Origin of the sequence: Ensifer sp. 2TAB8 (assembly GCF_052115125.1) — a bacterium.
GTDB lineage: Bacteria > Pseudomonadota > Alphaproteobacteria > Rhizobiales > Rhizobiaceae > Ensifer.
The window spans coordinates 52,834-74,302 of the sequence record NZ_JBFRGB010000011.1 but is presented as its reverse complement, the minus strand read 5'-3'; the positions used below and the strand labels follow the sequence as shown (position 1 = coordinate 74,302).

The window sequence follows — 21,469 nt, the reverse complement described above, 5'->3', positions numbered from 1 at the left end:
TCCGCTCAGCCATTCGCCGGCAGACAGGCTTCTTTGCGGCAGCGCCCGCGCGTCATCAAGAAAAATCAGGCGCGGCGACGATATTCGATCATGCGGGCGCGGCTCGACACCAGCTCGAGACGGTCAGGCCCGAGGAGATGCAGGCAGACGCGCTTGACCCAGGGACCATCGACCAGGGTGAACAGGAAGCGGCCACTGCCGAGTGCAGTCAGCGTCACGGCCTGGCGCACCGGGCCGACCCCCATCAAGACTGTGCCGTTTTCGATCGTGAATTCCGCACCCTCGTCCGAGCGCCAGATGCCGGAAAGCGATGCCGGAACCGACACATGCGTCGCCGCGGAAAGGAAGCGCCGAGCCGCGTGGCCGGCCTCGCCGACAAGCGCCGGGCCATCGCGGCGAAGCCGGAGAGGTGATGAGGCGGAGCGCGACGAGACCCAGCCCTCGCCGTCGTCATAGAGCGTCTCGTCGGCATCGAGGTAGGTGCAGGTGCTGCCCTTGATTTCGATCCACCAAGGGCCGGTTTCCGTCACATAGCAACCGTCGCCAAGATCGGCTGCGGGTAGCGGTAGAGGAAGGCCGGTGAGCGCCGCCATGCTCTCAAGCGCGATCTTGTAGCCGTTTGTGTCCTCGCGATTGGAGACGACGACGAGGCCGGCACGCGTTTCGGGATCGAGCAGGAAATAAGTCTTGTAGCCGGGATGCGAGCCGCCGTGGCCGACGAATTCGTGTCCTCCGAGCGATGAGCTGCGCAGGCCCAGGCCGTAGCCCGTCGGGCGCCCATCCGCCAGAAACCGGGTCTCCTGCAATTTCTGCAGGAGACCCGCAAAGCGGCCTTCATCATCAAGCAGCGCCTGCAACCAGATGGCAAGCGCCCGGGCGCTGCCGGTGAGGCTGCCCGACGCGGAAATGTGCAGGCCCGCGGCCGAAAGCTGCCAGTTTTCGCCCGAGTTCCAGTATCCGGGGACGAGGCCTTTCACCGGGTCGTTCCAGACATCGGGCGCTTTCAGCGCGATGCCGAGCGGCTCGGCAATTTCCCGTTGGATGAAATCGTCGAAGCGGAAGCCCTTGCGCTCCAACGCCGCTTCGATGAGGCGATAGCCGGTGTTCGAATAGGAGACCTCGGTGCCGGCACCAAAGTTCAGTCGCTCCAGCCGCGAGAGGTATTCTAGCAGCGGCCCGGCCTTGGTTTCCGTGTAGACGGAAAGGCCGAGCAACGACAGGCATTCGCGGGTATCCGGCAGGCCGCCGCTCATGTCGAGCGCCTGCCCAACCGTTACGTCCGCAAGCGGCGAGCGCAATTCCGGAAGGTGCTGACCGAGCGGATCGCCGAGCCCGATGATGTCGGCATGGGCGAGCACCATCGCTGAGAAGACGTGCTTGGTGAGCGAAGCATAACGCACGACGCTGTCGACCGTGAAGGGCGCAAACGTCGCGAGGCTCTCGACGCCGGCCGCATGCGTGAAGCAGATTCCGGATGCGTCGAAACCAATGACGGCGCCGCCTGGCTCGTCGGCCCCCCATTGTGCGGTGAGGCGTCTCGTCGTCGCTTCGGCGGCTTGCCAATCCAGCGATGCCGGCTTCGTCATATCCATTCTCCATTCTGGCCGCGGCGGTTTCCCGCGCGTATTTCGGTCTAAGCACGACAGTACCTTGTGCTGCCAATTCCGATTCCGGCAGGGTCCATGCATGGTTTGCATTTGCCCGGCCGGCCTGCATTGGGTTAGGCCGGCAGGGAAAAAGGGTGCGGTTCGCGCACCCAATGTCTATGGTCCGTCCGCGACTATCCATGAGTCGCACACAGGACAACAGGTTGAGAAGGCGATCCAGAATTGGCGACCCCAGCGAAAATCCCGGTCTTTGACGGACATAACGACGTGCTGTCGCGGCTCTGGCGTTCGCCGGGTGGCGCGCCGGAACGCCGCTTCCTCGATGGCGTCGATACCGGACATATCGACCTCGACAAGGCGGAGACGGGCGGTCTTGCCGGCGGTCTCTGTGCCGTCTACGTGGGCTCGCCGGGCCTGGCCAAGGACGGCAGCGGCGACTTTGCGACGCCGGATCAGGAAACCGCTCTCGAGGCCACCCTCGGCATGGCGAGCCTGTTGATGCGGATCGAGCGCCAATCCGAGGGCCGGCTGAAGATCTGCCGCAGTGCTGCCGATATCCGCGACGCCATGACCAAGGGCGCCTTTGCCTCGGTGCTGCACATAGAGGGCATCGAGGCCGTCGGTGCCGATCTCGACGCGCTCTATGTGCTTCATGCCGCGGGTCTCCGCACGCTCGGCCCCGTCTGGAGCCGGCCGAACATCTTCGCCTATGGTGTTCCCTTCCGCTTTCCCTCTTCGCCGGATATCGGTCCGGGCATCAGCGAGGCCGGCAAGGATCTGGTGCGGACGAGCAACGAACTGAAGATCATGCTCGATCTCTCGCACATGAACGAGCAGGGCTTCTGGGACATCGCGGCGCTGTCGCAAGCGCCGCTCGTCGCCTCCCATTCCAACGTCCACGCGCTCTGCCCGCACAGCCGCAACTTGACGGACCGTCAGCTCGACGCGATCAAGGACACCAGCGGTCTCGCCGGCATCAATTTCGGCGTCCTGTTCCTGCGCTCGGATGGCGTCAAGAACCCGGAGACGCCGCTGACGCTGCTCGTCGACCATATCGACTACATCGTCAATCGCATCGGCATCGAGCACGTCGCGCTCGGCTCGGACTTCGACGGCACGACTATCCCGGCGGCCATGCGCAGCGCGGCCGACCTGCCGCTGCTCGTCGACCTCTTGCGCACGCGCGGCTATGACGACGCCGCGCTCGCAAAGATCTGCCACGGCAACTGGATCCGCGTGCTGGAGACGACCTGGGGCGCCTGAGTGCCGCCCGGAGCGGTACGTTCTCAGGCGGTCCGAGCGTTTCAACGAAGCACGCTAGGTCCTTGACGTGGCCGGCAGGGCTTCGAGCAGCACGCCGATCGCGCAATCGACGGCGGCCGTACGCCGATCCCTGGCGAAGAGCCCATACTGGACGGCAAACGGCTTCGGAACACCTGACGAAGCAGGCAGCGCCCGCATTGTGCCCGCGCGCATCGCTTCCGGCGGAAGCAAGCCAATACCGAGTCCGTTTTCAATTGCGGCTTGAAGCGCCGTGATGCTCTGGCTGGTAAAAGTGATCCGGTGTTCCCGGCCCTGGTCCGCCAGCGTCTCGATCATGCGTCGGCGCCAGAGGCAGGGCGCCGCGAAGGCGACGAGGTCGATCGGCCGCGTCTCGTCGAAAGCGTAGTCCGTAGCGCAGACCCATTGCAGTTCGACGTTCCAGGTGGTGAGGGCGTCGGCCGTGACCACCGAGGTCGGCACGACCATGATGTCGAGGTCGCCTTCGGGCCAGGTCTTTCCAAGCGCCACGCATTGCTCGACCACCACGTCGAGCCGGATCTCCTGGTAGCCGCGCCGCAGCCGCCCCAGCGCTTCGGGCAGCGCCGTCGTTGCCACTTCCTCGGCAAGCCCGACCCGCACGCCACCGCTCAAGTCTGCCTGTCGCAGACGCACCGCCGCTTCGTCGCCGAGTGCCAGCATGCGCGTGGCGTATCCCAGAAACAGTTCGCCCTCGGGCGTCGGAACGACACCGCGACCGGTGCGGGTGAAGAGTTGACGGCCGAGCAGATCTTCGAGCCGGCGCATCTGCATGCTGAGCGCCGATTGGGTGCGGCCGGTCTGGGTAGCGACGCGGTTCAAGCTGCCTTGTCGGCAGACCGCGACGAAGCTGCGCAGGAGGTCGATCCCGACCTGATCAGATATCATGAAACTTGAACTCTGTTGTCATTGATATCAGTCTACAACGGGAACTCGTGCGTGGCTATCTATCAGATGTGACCAGCGAGGAAGGTGGGGCAGCATCAGGCAGGTCGGCATCGACCGTCGCCTAGAGGCTGCCAAGAGCAGCCAACTCAACCAGAGGACCAGATCCATGAAAGCCATCCGCGTGTATCAGCACGGTGGGCCTGATGTGCTCGCCTATGAAAATGTCGACCTCGGTGAACCCGGCCCGGGTGAAGTGCGCGTGCGCAACCGGGCGATCGGCGTCAATTTCGTCGACGTCTACCTGCGAAACGGCGCCTACCCGCCGCCGCAGCTGCCGTTCATCCCCGGCAAGGAAGGGGCGGGCGAGGTGATCTCTGTTGGGCCTGGCGTCGAGGGCTTCAAGCCGGGGGACCGCGTCGCCTATTCCGAGGCGCTCGGTGCCTATGCGGAGGAACACAATGTGCCGGCGCGTGTCCTTGTGCATCTGCCTGAGGATATCGACTTCGAAACGGGTGCGGCCATGATGCTGAAGGGCCTGACGGCGCAATATCTCCTGCGCCGGACCTTCCGGGTCGAGGCCGGCCACACCATCCTCGTCCATGCGGCTGCCGGCGGCGTTGGCCTAATCCTGACGCAATGGGCGAAACATCTCGGCGCAACTGTCATTGGCACCGCTGGCGCGCCCGAAAAGGCCGAGCTGGCGAGGAGAAGTGGCGCCGACCATGTCATCGACTACAACGCCGAGGATTTCGCTGCCCGCGTTCGCGAGATCACCAAAGGCGAGGGGGTCGATGTCGTCTATGACAGCATCGGCAGGGCGACGTTCGAGGGGTCGCTCGATAGCCTGCGCCCCTTCGGTCACTTCGTGAGTTTCGGCGCCGCTTCCGGTCCGATCCCGCCCTTCGACATCACGACGCTGGCGCAGAAGGGATCGCTTTACGCCACCTGGCCGCTGCTGCCGGCGCATCTGGCGCGGCGCGAGGATGTGCTTGCGATGAGCAAGAATCTCTTCGACGTCGTCGCGAGCGGCGCCGTCAAGATCCCCGTGCACGCGCGTCTGCCGCTGGTCGAAGCGGCCGAGGCGCACCGCCGGCTCGAGGGACGCCAGACGACGGGCGCCATGGTGCTGCTGCCTTAGCGCGGGCAGTGTCCATCGCGCATTCGAACCGCGGCCTAGTGACGGGCGCCGATCGCGGCGCCCGTACCATCGAATAGGGAGGACCGGCTTTCGTCGATCCGGATCCCGACGGCCTCGCCGACGCGGAAAGGTGTGTCGGCCGGCGCGCTGACATTGATCAGGCCGAGCCGGCCGGCGCGAACGAAGACGCTCATATTGCCGCCGAGATATTCGCTCGCCTCGACGACGCCGCGGCAGTGACCGCTCTCCGGTGCAACCAGCGCCAGGTGCTCGGGTCGCGCCCCCAATTGCTCGGGTTCAGCCATCCCCGACATGGAAAGCGTCAGATTGCCTTCGCCGCTCAGGTCGAGGCGACCGCCCTGGTCGCGCCGGCAGGGCAGGAGGTTCATCTTCGGGCTGCCGATGAACTGCGCCACGAAAAGGTTCGCCGGTTTTTCGTAGAGGTCTCTTGGGGTACCCTGCTGCATGATCCGCCCGTCCTTCATCACCACGATCCTGTCGGCGAGCGTCATCGCCTCCACCTGGTCGTGGGTCACATAGATCATGGTGGCGCCGAGGGTGCGATGCAGCTTGGCGATCTCAAGTCGCATATCGACCCGCAGCGCCGCATCAAGGTTTGAAAGCGGTTCGTCGAAGAGGAAGCCGACCGGCTCACGGACGATCGCCCGGCCGATGGCGACGCGTTGGCGCTGGCCACCGGAGAGCTCCCTGGGGTAGCGGTCGAGCAATGGCGTAAGCTTGAGCGTTTCTGCCGCTGCCTCGATCTTGGCCTTGGCGTTTGCCGTCGGCACCTTGGCGAGCCTCAGGCCAAAGCCCATGTTCTGCCGGACCGTCATATGCGGATAGAGCGCATAGGACTGGAAAACCATGGCGAGCTGCCGATCGACCGGCGAAGCGGACGTCACATCCCGGCCATCGATCAGAATCTGCCCGGCGGTCGTCGCCTCCAGGCCGGCGATCATTCGCAACAGCGTGGACTTGCCACAGCCGGAAGGCCCGACGATGACGACGAATTCGCCGTCGGCGATTTCTAGGTCGAGCTCCCGGATGGTCTCCACTGCGCCATAGCGCTTGCCGGCATTCCTCAGCGAAATTGTACCCATGCGTATCTCCTGGAATATCAACCCTTGACCGCGCCGGCGGTCATTGATCCGCTGATCTGGCGGTACATGACAAGGCCGAGCAGCATTGGCGGCAGCGCGCCGACGATCATCACCGCGGAGGCGACGCCCCACTGCACGCCACCGCCGCTTGCGGCGAAGAAGAAGGATGCGCCGACCGTGACCGGCACCGCCTTGGAGGTCGTCAGCATCAGGCCGAAGAGGAACTCGTTCCAGGCGGTGATGAAGCCGAAGATCAGGCTGGTGACGATCGCCGGCCGGCAGAGCGGGGTCACGACCTTGATGAGGATCTGTGTGCGGTTCGCGCCATCCATGAGGGCAGCCTCGTCGAGTTCCGCAGGCAGGTCCCGGATAGCATTGACGAGAATGACGAGTGCGAGCGGCAGGTTGACGATCGTGAGGATCAGCCCCAGCCCGAGGCGCGTATCGAGCAGCGCCAGCCACTGGAACATCATGTAGAGCGGGATCGCGAAGATAATGAGCGGCACGGCGCGCAGATTGACGATGAAGGGCAGAAGTGTGCGTTCGCCGATCCTGCCGCGAGCGATCGCGTAGGCCGCCGGAAGCGCCAGTGCCACGGCAAGCATCGTGCCCATCAGCGCCACGGCGAGGCTGTTGAACAGATAAAGGAAGATGTTCAGCCGGTCGGAGACCTCAAAGACGGTGCGGTAGTTATCGAATGTCGGGGCCTGTACCCAGAGACCGGGATTGCCGGAGAGCTCGCGCGCGCTCTTGAACGAGGTGGAAAGCGTCACTAGCACCGGAAAATTCAAGGCGATGGCGGAAATGGCGAAAACGAACCAACGGAGCGCTGAGATCATCGCTTGGCTCCTTTCCGCCGGCTGGCGAGAGCGTTGAGGCCGTAGAGCACGGCGAATGAGGCGACGAACAGGACGACCGAGGCGGCAACCGCCTTGCCGATGGCGCCCTGTTTGAAGAAGGCTTCGTAGATGTAGATCGACAATGATGCCGTCGATCCCCCCGGGCCGCTGCCGGTCAGCACATAGACGTTGTCGAAGACCCGGAAGCCGTCGATGAAGCGGATGAGCAAGGCTGCGGCGATCGTCGGCCCCATCATGGGCAGTTCAATGAACCACAGGCGCTGCAGGCCTCGTGCCCCATCCATGGCGGATGCTTCGGCAATCTCGGAGGGGATCGCCTGATAGGCCATGTAGAAAAGCAGCAGCGTAAACGGTGTCCACTGCAGCGTCTCAACGACGACCAGGGTCCAGAAGGCCGAGCCAGGCCCAAGGAACGAGATGCTGGCCCCAAAATAGGTCCAGAGATAATACGGTACCGGACCGACGAATTCGTGCAGGACAAGGCGGTACATGAGGCCGACCAGTGCCGGCGCGACCATTAGCGGCAGCATCAGGATCGCCATCAGCCAGCTGCGCTTTTCGATCAGCGGCGACAGGAAGATCGCGAGAAACAGGCCGAGCAGACATTCGAGAATGGCGGTCAGCAGGCCGAAGCGAAGCGAGAACCAGCTCGCCTGCCAGAAGGCTGCATCGCTCCAGACCGAGAGAAAGTTCGTGAGCCCCGTGAACTTCGGTTGGCGCAGCGTCTCGAAGGAGACCTCGGAGACTGAATAGATCAGATTGACGAGCGCCGGGAACCCCAGGAACACGAGCAGGAAGAGGACGAGCGGCGTGGCGAGCAGCCGGAACTCAGGGGCATTGGATTGCGGTCTGGCTGTCGTCATGGCACCGATCTGTGTCTATTGTCGGACGGGTAAGGTGACGGAAGGTGTTTCCTCGACCCTCTTTCCCATGCCTGTTACAGGAGCCCTAGCCAACCCAAACCCTTGAGCTGAAAAGGCTCTTTCGCACCGCGGACGCGGCGCACCTGGATCACGTGTAGAGCACTGGCATGAGGGGCGGAGAAGCTTCCCTCGGTACCCGCTTGTCGTGCAGGGTTGCGGCTTCCTGGTGGATGCCGCAACCCTTTCACTTACTTCAGCAGGTCCGCCATGCCCTTTTCGGTATTGGCGAGCGCATCGTCGATCGACTGCTGGCCGGACCAGTAGCCGGTGAACTCCTTGGCCTGCAGTTCGTAGACCGACAACGCCTTGGCTGAGGTGGCGCCGTTCATGACGTAACCATACTTGCCAGCGAATTCGCCGAGCTTGACCAGGTCAGGCCGGGCGTCTGCGACCTCGGCGACCACCTCCGGCGTCAGGGCCGGTGCGCCGTTGTTCTTGGCGTAGATCAGCGCGGCTTCCTTGGAGGAAAGCCACTTCAGGAACTTGGCCGCCCCCTCCTTGTTTTCGGCATTCTTGTTGAGACCGAATCCGAGGCCGTGGATATGGGTGAAGCGTCCTTCCGGACCTGCAGGTGGCGCGACCGTTTCGGTCACATCGGCCACGGCAGGGGATTTCTCCTTGCTGGTCAGATCGCCGGCTGCCGCATTCCATTGCAACATGGCGGCGACCTGGCCGGATGCAAAGGCGGCGTTCGCCTCGGCAAACTCGTAGGATAGCGAGTCCTTCGGCGTCGCGCCGTTGTCATAGAGCAGCTTGTAGATCTCGAGGCCCTTGCGATAGGCATCGGAGTTCACGGTGATCTTGCCGCTGTCGTCCATCCAGTTCGCACCATAGGCGCGCGGCACCGACTGCCAGACCATGATGTTGAAAAGCAGGTTCTTGAGCTGCAGCACCGTGCCATAGCGGGTCGGGCTGTCCGGGTTGACGGCCTGGGTGAAATAGAGCGCGGTGGCGGCGTAATCGTCCCAGGTCCACTCGTCCGGGGTCTTCGGCTCCAGCTTCTTCCCGAGGTACTTCTCCGAGATTTCGGCATATTTCGCCTTGCCGGCGTCATCCTTCAGCAGGGCCTCGATCAGGTCCTTGCGGAAGTACATGAAGTGCAGCGAGAGATCGGTCGGCACGCCATATTGCTTGCCCTGGTACTGCATGGTCGACAGAACGGAGTCGCCATAGACCGCCTTGGCTTCGCTAGAGAGCTCGACCGGCTCCATGAACGGTGCGTAACGGCCGATCGAATAGGTGGCGAGCAGGTTGAGATCGAAGGCCTTCGAGCTGGCGGCGAGGTCGGCCTGCAGCTTGTCCCAGAAGCCGTCGCGGTTGAAGAACAGAAGTTCGACCTTGTCGTTCTCGGCAACGTCGGACTTGGCGTTGTAGGCGTCGGCGGCGGCGCGCAGCGCCACTTCTTCCGGGCCGCCTGGCCAGCCGAGTACGGTTACTTCCGCAAGCGCCGGGGTGGCGGCAAGCAGGCCCGCAATGCTCGCTGCCGCGAGCAGCGCACGTCTTGTCGTGGTCGCAAATGTCATCTTTGGTTCTCCCTCAAGTTTTGTTGACGCTCTGCAAGATCAGCAATGCCGATCACCCCTGCATTCTCCCCAAGGGCGGCGGCATGTAGCGATGGACGAAGTCGTGACGGCACCGGTTCCAGTGCGCGTTCGACGGCGGCGAGATAGCCTTCGGCCAGACCGATGCTGCCGCCGATGACGATGCGTCTCGGGTCCAGCGCGAGCAGGATGTTGCGGCAGAGCAGAGCGGTTCGCCCTGCGGATGTTTCGATAGTGCGCTTGGCCCAGTCGTGTCCGTCGCGAGCGGCGGCGAAGACGTCCCGCGCGGTGGCGCCCGATTGGTGGGGCGCTGCCTGCCCGGCGATCCAGTGGCCCGATACGTGATCTTCGAGGGTGTCACCAGGCCACTCGGCGCTGCGCGACTGGCCGAAGTGTCCGGCGAGCCCTCCGAGCAGGCGCCCATTCAGGACGATGCCCCCACCGATACCAGTGGAGATCGTCAGGAAAACCATGTCTTCGCGGTTGCCTGCGCCAAAGGCATATTCACCCCAGGCTGCCGCGTGGGCATCGTTTGCAGCCAGCACCGGCACGCCTGCCAGCCGCTCGATCGTTTCCGTCAGCGCAAAGGCATCGGGGATATCGAGCGTCTTGCGGTTGAGCGCCGACCAATGGCCGTTATCGACAATGCCGGTGACCGCGGCGCCGACCGAGCCGTAGGCACCGCGCCAGGACGCGATCGCCCCAAAGAGTGCGGCAAGCCACTGCGCCGGATCGCCTTTGCCGGGCGTCGGCATCCGCAGCGTGTCGACGATTTCAGTTCCCCGCACGAGGGCGGCCAGCATCTTCGTGCCGCCGACATCGATCGCGAGAACGGTTTGGGTCTGCGCCATTTTCAGGCCTCGTTTCCGGCAAGCGTTTCATCGAGCGCCTGCCTGAACCACGCCGTCACGTGCTCGGGCCGCGTGATCGCGGAGCCGACGACAACGGTGAAGGCGCCGGCCTGAAGCGCCTGAGCGGCCTGTTCGGGCGTGCGCACGCAGCCTTCGGCGACCACGTGAGGGGTCAGGTTGCGCATGGCGGCGATGAGGGCGAAGTCCGGTTCCGTCGGCTCGACCGGACCCGTGTAACCGGCAAGGGTGGAGCCGACAATTTCTGCGCCTTCGGCAAGCGCGTGCTCGGCGTCGGCAATGACCGAGCAATCGGCCATGGCGATCTTGCCTGCGGCGTGGATGCGCTCGATCAGCGTCTTGGTCGCGACCGGCCGTTCGCGGGCAGTGGCATCATAGGCGATGATATCGGCGCCGGCTGCCGCCAGAGCATCGACGTCCTCGATGAAGGGGGTGATGCGGATCGGCGACGTCTCCAGGTCGCGCTTGACGAGGCCGATGATCGGACGATCGGTCGCCTGGCGCACGGCGCGAACATAGTCTGCGGATTCGATGCGAAGGGCGGTTGCGCCGCCGTCGAGCGCCGCCAGCGCGAAACCGACAACCATGGCGGCATTGTCCATGACGCCGCCCTTCACCGGTTGGCAGGAAACGATCAGGCCGTGCTTGAGGCTATGGATGTCGAAGGTCACGCAGGCTCTCCCAATGGAGGCTCCACGGTAGCAGTGTAAGACCAGATTGCAACAGGAATTATACTGGTATTATCGCATCAGTTCGATGACGAAGTCGTAGACGTCGCCCCGGTACTTGGTCTGGGTGAACTCGACGATCTGCCCGTCAGCCAGGAAACAACGCCGCTCCATGACCAGCAGGCTCGTATCTTCGGGCGTTTCGAGCAGGCGCCGCTCCTCCTCGCTGGCGGGCTTTGCCTGCATGCGCTGCAGCGCCCGGACTGGCAGGGCGCCGTGGGCGGCGAGATACTCGTACAGTGATGCGCCGATTGCACCGGGATCCGGCACGAAACGGGCAGGCAGCGATGCCGTTTCGATCGCGATCGGGGTGTCGTTGGCGGTTCTCAAGCGTCTAAGGCGTACGATTTTTTCTCCCGTCGGAATGCCGAGCGCCATCATTTCAGCGGGTGACGGGCGGCTGATTTCACGCGAAATCCAGGTGCAGCCGGGCTCAAGGCCGCGCGAGCGCATATCTTCGGAAAAGCTCGTCATCGTCGCCAGCGACTTCTCGACGCGTGAGGAAACCACGGTCTTCGCTCCCTGGCGGCGGTCGAGCAGGCCATCGGCGACGAGGCCTTCGATCGCCTTGCGCACGGTCACGCGCGAGATCGAAAGGCCCTCACTCAAGTCCCGTTCGCTGGGGATGACTGCGCCGCGGCGCAATGTCGACGCATTGATCGCCTGCTTGATCGCCTCTTCGAGGCGACGGTAGAGCGGCTCGCCGCTATCGCCAGACATGGCACGCGCAAGAAAATCGAGAGTTGCCTGATCGCTCATGAGGATCACCTTTTCGAGATGAGTCCTTATGCAAAATTTTTCGTCGGTTTTAAACTGGTATTATCAACGGGCGTCGTTAGGCGCACCAAGCTGTCGTCTTGGCGCCGATCCGGCGGCGAGTGCCGGGGTGCCCGGCGACAGGCACGGCATGGAGTCGCCACCGGTCTCCACTCAGCTTCCCTGGTCGCCTTCGATTTTTCCGGATGCGCCCAGCCGGTTCTCGGCGCGGGTGACCGCCAGGCTGTCGGCAGGGCTTCCCGACGGATCGCCGTCGCCGAACACATCCATGGTGCAGGTGTGCAAAATGGTGGTGGGCTCACCCGTGTGGTTCCACATCGTGTGGGTGCGCAGCGAAGGAAAATGGGCGGAATCGCCCGGTTCGAGCACCACACGCTCGCCGTCAACCTCCAGCGTCAACGCCCCCTGGAGAATGAAGAAGATCTCTTCGCCCTCGTGCGACATCGGTTCGCTGCGATGGCCCGGTGGCTCGTGAATGATGGTGCTTCTCAGTACATTTCCGGGAAAGGAGGCGGAGAGCCGCTCGTAGGAGACGGCGTTGCGGCCTTCTCCACCCAGCCCATAGATCGGCCGGTGTTCGCGGCGGGTGAAAGGTGTTGCGACTTTCGGCGGATTGAGGAAGCTGCCGGCCTCGACCTTTAGCGTCCGGCAGACGGCGATCAGCGAGGTCAGCGAGGGGACGGTAATGCCGCGCTCGATCTGCGAAATGAAGCCAACGGAAAAGCCTGCCTCGTTGGCGACCTCCTGAAGCGTCATTTTCAGTGTCTTGCGCCGTTGGCGCAGGCGATCACCGAGCGATGGCGCCTCAGCCTCGCCGCTCGATGCACCGCTGGCATGTTCCGTCGTCACAGTCTGTCCCCTTATCGTCTCTCCTCAAGCTAGGGTGCGCCCGGATTTCCTGTCAATCGATTTTAGATATCCTAAAAACCGCGATGACGGCGGCAGCCGGAGACGGCGAGGGCAAGCCCTTGGCGGAAGGTCGCCAAGGGTGAACGGCGAGTGTCGCATTGCCATCTCAGGAGCTACCGCGACTGCTCCACGGTCGCCGCCACGATCCGACGCACCACAGGAAGAACCACGAGCAGGCTCGGGAACGCGACCAGCCAGGAAAAGATCCAGGCCTTGAGCCAAAGTGACAGCAGGTCCGATTGAAAGCCGCTGCCGCTCGCCGTCGAGACGAAGGAGACGATGGCGGACATCAGTACGGACAGGACCAGCGGCATGACGATTGCCTGATATCGGTGTGGAAGCTTCTTTGACATGCGGGTGAACTCCAGGCTTTGAAGGGATGGGAATGTCCGTCGGCATGGCGCCGGACCGTTCTTGTGCTAGGCTTGCGCCAATTCGCGGATGAAGCTTTCGAGGTTGCGGGGTTCGCGCTGAAGCGCTGCGCCGAGTGTCAGGCTGTTTCCACCGAGGCCGACGTCCGAATAATGGGCGTGGACCTTTGCCAGCAGTTCCAGTTGATGGTCGCTGTACTTGCTGCGGATCGGCGCTGCCCATTCATGAAAGCCGATGGTTCCGGCAATGATCGGCCGCCCGAGTGCCTCGCTCATCATCCGGGCGATTTCCTCGCGATCGTGCCGCCCCTCGGCGCAAAGTTCGAGCGTTGCATAGGCAAGGCGATCCTCGGTGAGTGCGATTGCCGCCACTTCTGCAACGTCGCGGTAGTCGACACGGGCAATGCGCGTCGACGCGGGAAAAGGTTCGGCGAAAGTGCCGGTTGCAAGCACGCTCGCCCAGCCCGCACGCAAGTTCTGCATGAAGTTGGCCGGATGCAGGACGGTGTATTCGAGCGGCGAGGAATAGAGCGCGTCCTCCACCGGGATCTTTGCCGCATGGTTCTTGAGCCGCACATTGGTCGGCTGGATGACCGAGGAGAAGACGAACTTCCTGACGCCGGCCCGCACGGCGGCTTCGACCATCGACACGCCCATCGCCGCTTCATCCGGTGCGAAGGCCGGCCCGATATGAAAGATCCCGTTAACGCCCTCCATCGCCCGGTCGAGGCTCTCCCGGTCGCGGAGATCGCCAATGGCGATCTCGGATGCGCCGAGCGCTCGCGCAAGCGCGCCCCGCGCTTCGTCGCGGGTCAGGGCGCGAACCGTAGCGCCGCGCCGCGCAAGTTCAGGGACAACGAGGCCGGCGAAGCGGCCGCTGCCGCCGACGACGAGGATGGTGTTGGAGCGCGGGTTCATCTGGGCCTGCCCTTTCGTGCGATCGAGGTGATGGCCTCAAGCTAATGACTCGCAATAAAGCGGACAATTGGCGCGCACTGTGATTTATTCTCCCGAAAATCGGGAGTATCGCCATGAGTCGCATCGAGGACCTGGAAGCTTTTCTGGCCATCGTCGAACAGGGTAGCCTGACGGCTGCGGCGAAACGGCTCGGGCGTCCGCTCCAGACCGTCAGCCGGTCGCTCGCGATGCTCGAAGCCGATGTCGGTGTGGAGCTGGTGCATCGGACCACCCGCCGCTCGATGCCGAGCGAGGCGGGCGAGAGCTTCTATCGGCGCATCAAGCCGGCAGTCGAGGAGATCCACGAGGCGCGCGAGGAAGCGGCACAACGCCGCTCCGAGCCATCAGGTATCCTGCGTCTCGGGGCGCCCAATCTGTTTGCGCCGCGGTTCCTGATGCCCGTCATTGCCGAATACATGGCGAAGTATCCTGAGGTGGAGGTCGATCTCGACCTGTCCGACGCCTTTGTCGATCTCGCCGGGGGTGGGCTCGATCTGGTCGTGCGGATCGGGGATCTCCAGGATTCTGGCTTGACCGGCAAGCGCCTGGGCGCGCTTCGTCGCGTCGTCTTCGGCTCGCCCACCTATTTCGCCCGCTTCGGCCGGCCTTTGCATCCGCTGGATCTGGCTGAGCACAGTTGCGTCACCCGCACCGGTGACGAGCGACCCGGTGCGTGGATGTTCACGATCGACGGCCGCGCGCGTGCAATCAAGGTGAGTGGTGCGTTTCGAACCAACTCGATGAACGCGATCTATTCGGCGGTGGAGGAGGGACTTGGTCTTGGCTATTCACCGCTCTGGCAGATCAAGCACTTGATCGACGCGGGCAAGGTGGAGCTCGTGCTGGAGGACTTCGAGCCCGCCCCGGTGCCGATCCATGCACTCTGGCTGGAGGGGCGGAGCCCTTCGGCAAAAATCCGCTACTTTCTCGATCTGCTCGCAGAGCGGCTGAAACTCGACCGTCTCTGAGCGGGCAGGGCCGCTTTCTGCCTGCCTCCGCCTTGAGGCGTGACGCCCCTACTTTGAGAATTTCTTGGCGCCGGCGACGCAGAGCACGATTGCGCCGGTCGCAGCCAGCATGCTCCAGCTGACGGGCTCGCCGAGAAGCGTCGCGGCGAGCGACAGGCCGAAGAAGGGCTGCAGCAGTTGCAACTGTCCGACGCCGGCGACGCCGCCGAGCGCGAGGCCGCGATACCAGAAAACGAAGCCGACGAGCATGCTGAAGATCGAGACATAGGCAAGACCCGTCCAGGCGCCGTTCGTGACGGTCGCGAAGGAGGCTGGCAGCGTGAAAAGCGTGAGCGCGAGCATGATCGGCAGCGACAGGACGAGCGCCCAGCAGATCACCTGCCAGCCGCCGAGTTTGCGCGAAAGGCTGGCCCCTTCGGCATAGCCGAGGCCGCAGACGATGATAGCGCCGAGCATCAGGAGGTCGCCGACGGGGGAGGCGGCAAAACCCTGTACCAGCGCAAAGCCGACGACGGCAGCACTTCCGAGGGACGAAAAGAGCCAGAAGGCCGGACGCGGCCGCTCTCCTGCCCGCAACACGCCGAAGATCGCGGTTGCCAACGGTAAAAGTCCGACGAAGACGATTAGGTGCGCCGAGGTGACATGCTGCAGGGCCAGAGCGGTCAGCAACGGAAAGCCAAGCACGACGCCGAATGCGACGATCGCCAGTGAAACGAGGTCGGCCTTCGCCGGGCGCGGCTGGCGGAAAACGAGAAGCAGCAGGAGCCCGAGCAGGCCAGCGATCGCCGCGCGCGCCACGGTCAGGAACACCGGATCGAAATCCATGACCGCGACGCGTGTTGCTGGGAGCGATCCGCTGAAGATCAACACCCCGAGAAAACCGCTCATCCAACCGTCTGCCGTCTTGTCCATAGCATTCTCCTTTTTCGTCTGTATCGTTCGGAGAGGCTGGCCTCGCCAGAGACAATACGGTACAATTTTGCAAAACTGTATTGGGTGGATGAGCAGTACGGATGACGATCCAGGAGTTGGAGATCGGCAGCGAAACGCTGCTCGAAGGTGTGATGGCGACCATCCGGCAGCGGATCGCGGGGCGCGTCCTGACGCCCGGGGCGAAGCTTCCATCGATCCGTACCTTCGCCAACACCATGCGCGTTTCAAAATCCACAGTCGTCGAAGCCTATGAACGGCTGGTGGCCGAAGGCGTCATTCGCTCGAGGCCTGGCGCTGGCTTCTTCGTCGCTGCGCCGCTGGCGCCTTTGTCGCTGGCCGAGATCGGGCCGCGGCTCGACCGGGCGGTCGATCCGCTCTGGGTGTCGCGCCAGGCGCTGGAAACCGGCGACAGCGTGTTGAAGCCGGGCTGCGGTTGGCTGCCGCCGAGCTGGATGCCCGAGACCGCCATTCGGCGTGCGCTCAAGTCCGCGGCCAAGCTGGAGGCAAGCGGGCTGACCGACTATGGAACGCCGCTTGGCCATCGGCCTCTTCGCCAGCTTCTGGCACGACGTCTCGGCGAACATGGCGTCGAAGCATCTCCCGACCAGATCATCCTGACGGAATCGGGAACGCAGGCGATCGACCTTCTCTGCCGTTTCCTGATTGAGCCCGGCGATACGGTCGTGGTCGACGATCCCTGCTATTTCAACTTCCACGCCTTGCTGCGCGCCCATCGGGCCGAGGTGGTGAGCGTGCCCTATACGCCCACGGGGCCGGACCTCGAAAAATTTGCCGAGGTGCTGACGGCGCATCGACCGCGCATCTACATTACCAATTCCGCGCTTCATAATCCGACCAGCGCCACGCTATCTCCCGTCATTGCTCACCGCCTGCTCAAGCTTGCCGAGCAGGCGGGCCTCACGATCGTCGAGGATGATATCTTCGCGGATTTCGAGCATACGCCGGCGCCGCGGCTCGCCGCCTTCGACGGGCTCGATCGTGTCGTGCAGATCGGCAGCTTCTCCAAGACCCTTTCTGCCTCCATCCGCTGCGGTTTCATCGCCGCACCACGCGACTGGATAGAAGGGCTCATCGACCTGAAGATCGCCACCACCTTCGGCGGGCCGAGCCTTGCGGCAGACCTGGTCTTTTCGATGCTGAAGGATGGCAGCTACCGCAAGCACATGGAGGCGCTGCGCCAGCGGCTGGCGCGGGCGATGAGCGAAACGGCGGCTCGGCTCGGCGATATCGGCATCGAGCCATGGATCGAGCCGCAGGCCGGAATGTTCCTCTGGTGCCATTTGCCCGAGGGCATCGACGCGGCCGAGGTGGCGCAGAAGGCGCTGCAGCAGGAGATCGTGCTGGCACCCGGAAATGTCTTCAGCCATGCCGGCACGGCCAACGGCTTCCTGCGCTTCAATGTCTCTCAGTCCGAAGGCGAGCGCCTTTTCAAGGTCCTGCCCGCGATCATGCGCCAGTGCGATCCTGCGCGCTCGGGCTGAGTAGACCGGCATTTTGCACCCAGTTGCACGTTTTGAAGGCAATCGCCGGCGCTATTTGGGGATGGGCCGCTGATCTCAACCTCGCCGTCGCGATTTGCCGCGGAGTCGGGCAGGTTTTGCCTATTTTTTGCGCAATTCGCTTCTTCCTTGCGCTGTTGCATTGGCGCGCTGGCAATCACTCGTGCCGCTAGCGGCTCTTTTCTCCAGATTCTTCGACTGAGTCCGAGTTGGCACGATTAATGCTTCTTAACAGGCATCGGTCGTCGGGCAAGCCGATCTGGATTGCCCAGCCGCTTCGGAACCCAGCCATTCCTGGCGTCATATGAGAGAACGAAATGACAAAGTTTAAGCTCGAATACATCTGGCTCGACGGTTACAAGCCCACCCCGAACCTGCGCGGCAAGACCCTGATCAAGGAATTCGACGCTTTCCCGACGCTTGAGCAGCTTCCCTTCTGGGGCTTCGACGGTTCCTCCACGATGCAGGCCGAAGGCAGCAGCTCGGACTGCGTGCTGAAGCCGGCCGCCGTCTATCCGGATCCGGAGCGCAAGAACGGCGTTCTCGTCCTCTGCGAAGTCATGATGCCGGATGCCAAGACGCCACATCCGTCCAACACCCGCGCTACGGTCCTCGAGGACGACGGCGCCTGGTTCGGCTTCGAGCAGGAGTACTTCTTCTACCAGGGCGGTCGCCCACTCGGTTTCCCGGACGCCGGCTTCCCGGCGCCGCAGGGCCCCTATTACTGCGGCGTCGGCTTCAGCAACGTTGGCGACGTGGCCCGCAAGATCGTCGAAGAGCACCTCGACATCTGCCTGGCTGCCGGCATCAACCATGAAGGCATCAATGCAGAAGTCGCCAAGGGCCAGTGGGAATTCCAAGTGTTCGGCAAGGGCTCGCGCAAGGCTGCCGACGAAATCTGGCTCGCCCGCTACCTGCTGCAGCGCCTGACGGAAAAGTACGGCATCGATGTCGAATACCACTGCAAGCCGCTCGGCGACACCGACTGGAACGGCTCGGGCATGCACGCCAACTTCTCGACCGAATACATGCGTGAAGTCGGCGGCAAGGAGTATTTCGAGAGCCTGATGGAAGCCTTTGGCGAAGCGCGTGCCGACCACATCGCCGTCTACGGTCCTGATAACCACATGCGCCTGACCGGCAAGCACGAAACCGCTTCGATCCACCAGTTCAGCTATGGCGTTGCTGACCGTGGCGCGTCGATCCGCGTTCCGCACAGCTTCGTCAACAACGGCTACCGTGGTTACCTGGAAGACCGCCGTCCGAACTCCAAGGGCGACCCCTACCAGATCGCTTCGCAGATCCTGAAGACGATCTCCACCGTTCCGACCGACGTCGAAAAGCGCGAAGCCGCCTGATTTTGTGGCCCGGCGCACACGAGGGCGCCGGGCCACAAATCGACGGGGTTGCGCTTTTCGCGCCCAAACAAAAACGCCCCGCAAGCTGCGGGGCGTTTTTGTTTTTGCCAGTCGGCAGGCGGCTCAGGCCGCGCGCACGAAATGATCCGGTTCGACCTCGCGGATCGTCGCCTGATCTGCCGCCGAGCGGCGGCGCGTTTCGTCTGCTTGGGCGGAACTGACCTGCGCATTCGGATCGTCGAAGCGGACATCCGGGTCGGGCACCGCCGACAGCAGCAGCTTCGTATAGGGATGGGCCGGGTTGTCGATGACCTTGCCGGTATTGCCCCATTCGACGATCTGGCCAGCATACATCACCGCGATATCCTCGGCGACGTAACGTGCGGTCGCGATGTCGTGGGTGATGTAGAGCAGGCCGAGGTTCATCTCGCGTTTCATTTCGCTCAGGAGATTGAGCACGCCGAGCCGCACGGAAACGTCGAGCATCGAGGTCGGCTCGTCCGCGACGATGACCTCGGGCTTGGCCGCGAGCGCCCTGGCGATGTTGACGCGCTGGCGCTGGCCGCCGGAAAGTTCGTGCGGGTACTTCGGCGCGACGATGTCAGGATCGAGCTTCACTTGCCGAAGCAGCGCCTTGATCTCTTCGTCGACCGCAGCCCCCCTGATGTCGGGACGGTGCAGCATCAGCGGTCGCTTCAGGTGGTAGGCGATGGTGTGGGCTGGATTGAGCGAAGCGAAGGGATCCTGGAAGATCATCTGCACCGAACGGCGATAGTCGGCGATTTCTTTGGATCCGGCCGCGTCGACGGGCTTGCCCTTGTAGAGCAGCCGTCCTTCGCTCGGCTCGTATTCGCGCATGGCGATGCGGGCGCAGGTGGTCTTGCCGCTGCCGGATTCACCGACGACGGCGAGCGCCCTTCCCGCATGCAGCGAAAACGATATGGACCGCGCGGCGCGCACGGCAGACGGGCCGTTGCCGAAGGTCTTGCTGACCTTGTCGAGGGTCAGGATGGGTGCGGATAGGCCGGTCATCTGAGAACGCCTCCGTGCAGCGAGGGGAAGGAGGCCCAGAGCTTCTTGGTATAGTCGTGCTCCGGTGTCCGGTAGATGGCGTCGGCGGTTCCCTGTTCGACCAGTTTGCCACCGAGCATGATGCCGATGCGGTCGCAGAACTGCACCATCAGCCCGAGGTCGTGGGTGATGAAGAGCACGGCAAAGCCAAGCTTGCGCCGGAGTTCGTTGATCCGCTGCAGGATTTCGCGCTGCACCACGACGTCGAGCGCCGTCGTCGGCTCGTCCATAACGATAAGGCGCGGATTGAGCGCCAGGCAGATGGCAATGACGATGCGCTGGCGCATGCCGCCGGAAAACTGATGCGGATAGTCGCGCATCCGGTCGGGTGAAATATCGACAAGCTTGAGCATCTCGGCGGTGCGTTCGCGCGCTTGCGCGCGGGTGATGCGCTTGTGCGTCCTCAGCACGTCGTAGAACTGCTGCTCGATGCGCAACACCGGGTTCAGCGAGTTCATTGCGCTCTGGAACACCATCGCCACTTCGCGCCAGCGAAAGTCGGCCAGGTCCTTCTGGTCGAGATCGAGCACGTTGCGGCCGTCGAGCAGGATGGCGCTTTCCTTGCGGATCAGTGCCGGCGGTTTGTGCAGGCGGCTGATGGCAAACGCGATCGTGCTCTTGCCGCAGCCGGATTCGCCGGCAAGGCCGAAGACTTCGCCGGGGGCAACGTCGAAGCTGACGTCGTCGACGGCGCGGAAGTCGTTGGTCTCGCCAATGTAGTCAATGGTCAGGTTTTTGACCGAAAGCAAAGGTGCGGTCACAGGCGGCCCTCCCCGGAGCGGATGAGTGCGGACCAGCGGCCGAGCCGGTTGCCGGTGCGAAGCCGCGGATTGGCGATCTCGTCGACAGCGAAGTTGAGCAGCGACAGGCCGATGCCGAGGAAGGCAAGCGCGAAGCAGGGCGTCAGGATGTCCCACCAGGCGCCGACCGAAAGGGCGGATGCCTTCTGCGCGCCATAGAGCATCGTGCCCCAGGAAACGACCTTGGGATCGCCGAGGCCAAGGAATTCCAGCGTCGCCTGAGTGATGATCGCGAAGATCACGCTGCCGATGAAGTTGATGCCGACGATCGAGATGAGGTTGGGGAAGATCTCGAAGCTCATGATGCGCCAGCGTGGCTCGCCCATCATCTCGGCGGATTTCACATAGTCCTTCTGCTTGACGGAGAGTGTCTCGGCGCGGGTGACGCGGGCGCCCCAGGCCCAGGAGGTGCAGCCGAGAATGAGTGCGATGACCCACGGGCTCGCCTGGCCGATGAAGGCAGCAAGGACCAGGAGAAGAGGCAGGTTCGGGACGACGAGAACCATGTTGGTGAAGAAGCTGATGACCTCGTCGGTCTTGCCGCCGCGATAGCCGGCGATAATGCCGAGCGCGGTGCCGACGGCTGTGATCAGAAGCCCGGCGCCGAAGCCGACGGCAAGCGAGGTGCGTGCGCCGTAGAGGAGACGGGTGAAGACGTCCTGGCCGATGCGCGTGGTGCCGAGCCAATGCTGAAGTGATGGCGCCTGGTGCGGGCGGCCGACGCGGGCGCTCGGGTCGTAGGAGGTCAGCAAGGGAGCGGCGATCGCGACAGCCAAGATGAAGGCGACAATCAGCACTCCGACCAAGGCCTTGCGGTTATGAATGAGCGGGAAGGAGGAGGTCTTCATC

General features: G+C 63.6%; 21 protein-coding genes. 5 read left to right on the top strand and 16 right to left on the bottom strand.

What is annotated here, in order from left to right:
* Positions 1 to 65: 65 nt before the first annotated feature.
* Positions 66 to 1,586, bottom strand: coding sequence for a serine hydrolase domain-containing protein (locus AB4Z53_RS18930; RefSeq protein WP_441597114.1), 1,521 nt, complete (start codon positions 1,584 to 1,586; stop codon positions 66 to 68).
* Positions 1,587 to 1,829: 243 nt separating this feature from the next.
* Here AB4Z53_RS18930 and AB4Z53_RS18925 point away from each other — a divergent pair, with 243 nt between their 5' ends.
* Positions 1,830 to 2,870 carry a dipeptidase gene (locus tag AB4Z53_RS18925; RefSeq protein ID WP_113541208.1) on the top strand — a complete coding sequence of 347 codons (1,041 nt, stop codon included), beginning with the start codon at positions 1,830 to 1,832 and terminating at the stop codon, positions 2,868 to 2,870.
* A gap of 54 nt (positions 2,871 to 2,924) precedes the next feature.
* On the opposite strand, the gene AB4Z53_RS18920 is transcribed toward AB4Z53_RS18925, so the two are convergent.
* Positions 2,925 to 3,794: a LysR substrate-binding domain-containing protein gene (locus tag AB4Z53_RS18920; RefSeq protein WP_441597112.1), complete on the bottom strand. Its 870-nt coding sequence runs from the start codon at positions 3,792 to 3,794 to the stop codon at positions 2,925 to 2,927.
* Positions 3,795 to 3,960: 166 nt separating this feature from the next.
* On the opposite strand from AB4Z53_RS18920, the gene AB4Z53_RS18915 reads away from it, so the two are divergent.
* Positions 3,961 to 4,932, top strand: coding sequence for a quinone oxidoreductase family protein (locus AB4Z53_RS18915; RefSeq protein ID WP_441597110.1), 972 nt, complete (start codon positions 3,961 to 3,963; stop codon positions 4,930 to 4,932).
* A 35-nt stretch (positions 4,933 to 4,967) separates the two neighbouring features.
* Here AB4Z53_RS18915 and AB4Z53_RS18910 read toward each other — a convergent pair whose 3' ends face one another.
* The 10 genes from AB4Z53_RS18910 to AB4Z53_RS18865 form a co-directional block, all read right to left on the bottom strand.
* Entirely contained in the window at positions 4,968 to 6,035 is a 1,068-nt protein-coding gene (locus tag AB4Z53_RS18910; RefSeq protein WP_441597108.1) for an ABC transporter ATP-binding protein, read from the bottom strand.
* Between the two features lie 17 nt (positions 6,036 to 6,052).
* Positions 6,053 to 6,874 (bottom strand): carbohydrate ABC transporter permease, encoded by an 822-nt coding sequence (locus AB4Z53_RS18905; RefSeq protein WP_441597106.1) that lies wholly within the window; start codon positions 6,872 to 6,874, stop codon positions 6,053 to 6,055.
* A complete protein-coding gene (locus AB4Z53_RS18900; RefSeq protein WP_441597104.1) occupies positions 6,871 to 7,758 on the bottom strand; it encodes a carbohydrate ABC transporter permease in 888 nt (295 codons plus the stop codon). The genes AB4Z53_RS18905 and AB4Z53_RS18900 overlap by 4 nt, the downstream gene beginning before the upstream one ends.
* Positions 7,759 to 8,006: 248 nt before the next feature.
* Entirely contained in the window at positions 8,007 to 9,341 is a 1,335-nt protein-coding gene (locus AB4Z53_RS18895) for an extracellular solute-binding protein (protein ID WP_441597102.1), read from the bottom strand.
* Positions 9,338 to 10,210 (bottom strand): ROK family protein, encoded by an 873-nt coding sequence (locus AB4Z53_RS18890; protein ID WP_441597101.1) that lies wholly within the window; start codon positions 10,208 to 10,210, stop codon positions 9,338 to 9,340. Before AB4Z53_RS18890 ends, AB4Z53_RS18895 begins: the two co-directional genes overlap by 4 nt.
* Positions 10,211 to 10,212: 2 nt before the next feature.
* Positions 10,213 to 10,899, bottom strand: a complete 687-nt coding sequence (locus AB4Z53_RS18885; RefSeq protein ID WP_441597099.1) for an N-acetylmannosamine-6-phosphate 2-epimerase — start codon at positions 10,897 to 10,899, stop codon at positions 10,213 to 10,215.
* Between the two features lie 69 nt (positions 10,900 to 10,968).
* Complete coding sequence (locus tag AB4Z53_RS18880; RefSeq protein WP_441597097.1) at positions 10,969 to 11,715, bottom strand: GntR family transcriptional regulator; 747 nt, start codon at positions 11,713 to 11,715, stop codon at positions 10,969 to 10,971.
* 171 nt (positions 11,716 to 11,886) lie between these two features.
* Positions 11,887 to 12,582, bottom strand: a complete 696-nt coding sequence (locus AB4Z53_RS18875; RefSeq protein ID WP_291149802.1) for a helix-turn-helix domain-containing protein — start codon at positions 12,580 to 12,582, stop codon at positions 11,887 to 11,889.
* A gap of 173 nt (positions 12,583 to 12,755) precedes the next feature.
* Positions 12,756 to 12,995, bottom strand: a complete 240-nt coding sequence (locus AB4Z53_RS18870; protein ID WP_291149805.1) for a DUF2798 domain-containing protein — start codon at positions 12,993 to 12,995, stop codon at positions 12,756 to 12,758.
* A 66-nt stretch (positions 12,996 to 13,061) separates the two neighbouring features.
* A complete protein-coding gene (locus tag AB4Z53_RS18865) occupies positions 13,062 to 13,931 on the bottom strand; it encodes an NmrA/HSCARG family protein (RefSeq protein WP_441597095.1) in 870 nt (289 codons plus the stop codon).
* Positions 13,932 to 14,044: 113 nt separating this feature from the next.
* On the opposite strand from AB4Z53_RS18865, the gene AB4Z53_RS18860 reads away from it, so the two are divergent.
* Entirely contained in the window at positions 14,045 to 14,938 is an 894-nt protein-coding gene (locus AB4Z53_RS18860; RefSeq protein WP_441597093.1) for a LysR family transcriptional regulator, read from the top strand.
* A 48-nt stretch (positions 14,939 to 14,986) separates the two neighbouring features.
* Here the strand turns inward: AB4Z53_RS18860 and AB4Z53_RS18855 are convergent, their stop codons facing one another.
* Positions 14,987 to 15,850: a DMT family transporter gene (locus AB4Z53_RS18855; protein ID WP_441597091.1), complete on the bottom strand. Its 864-nt coding sequence runs from the start codon at positions 15,848 to 15,850 to the stop codon at positions 14,987 to 14,989.
* Positions 15,851 to 15,951: 101 nt separating this feature from the next.
* On the opposite strand from AB4Z53_RS18855, the gene AB4Z53_RS18850 reads away from it, so the two are divergent.
* Together AB4Z53_RS18850 and AB4Z53_RS18845 are read left to right on the top strand one after the other, a co-directional pair.
* Positions 15,952 to 17,373 (top strand): aminotransferase-like domain-containing protein, encoded by a 1,422-nt coding sequence (locus AB4Z53_RS18850; protein WP_441597089.1) that lies wholly within the window; start codon positions 15,952 to 15,954, stop codon positions 17,371 to 17,373.
* A 335-nt stretch (positions 17,374 to 17,708) separates the two neighbouring features.
* Positions 17,709 to 18,749, top strand: a complete 1,041-nt coding sequence (locus AB4Z53_RS18845) for a glutamine synthetase beta-grasp domain-containing protein (RefSeq protein ID WP_291158101.1) — start codon at positions 17,709 to 17,711, stop codon at positions 18,747 to 18,749.
* Positions 18,750 to 18,872: 123 nt separating this feature from the next.
* Here the strand turns inward: AB4Z53_RS18845 and AB4Z53_RS18840 are convergent, their stop codons facing one another.
* Genes AB4Z53_RS18840 through AB4Z53_RS18830 form a run of 3 tightly spaced genes read right to left on the bottom strand, consistent with a single transcriptional unit; the run spans position 18,873 to position 21,468 of the window.
* Positions 18,873 to 19,781, bottom strand: a complete 909-nt coding sequence (locus tag AB4Z53_RS18840) for an ABC transporter ATP-binding protein (RefSeq protein ID WP_441597087.1) — start codon at positions 19,779 to 19,781, stop codon at positions 18,873 to 18,875.
* Positions 19,778 to 20,581 (bottom strand): ABC transporter ATP-binding protein, encoded by an 804-nt coding sequence (locus tag AB4Z53_RS18835; RefSeq protein WP_113538546.1) that lies wholly within the window; start codon positions 20,579 to 20,581, stop codon positions 19,778 to 19,780. The genes AB4Z53_RS18840 and AB4Z53_RS18835 overlap by 4 nt, the downstream gene beginning before the upstream one ends.
* Positions 20,578 to 21,468 carry an ABC transporter permease gene (locus tag AB4Z53_RS18830; protein ID WP_113538547.1) on the bottom strand — a complete coding sequence of 297 codons (891 nt, stop codon included), beginning with the start codon at positions 21,466 to 21,468 and terminating at the stop codon, positions 20,578 to 20,580. The genes AB4Z53_RS18835 and AB4Z53_RS18830 overlap by 4 nt, the downstream gene beginning before the upstream one ends.
* Position 21,469 lies beyond the last annotated feature (1 nt).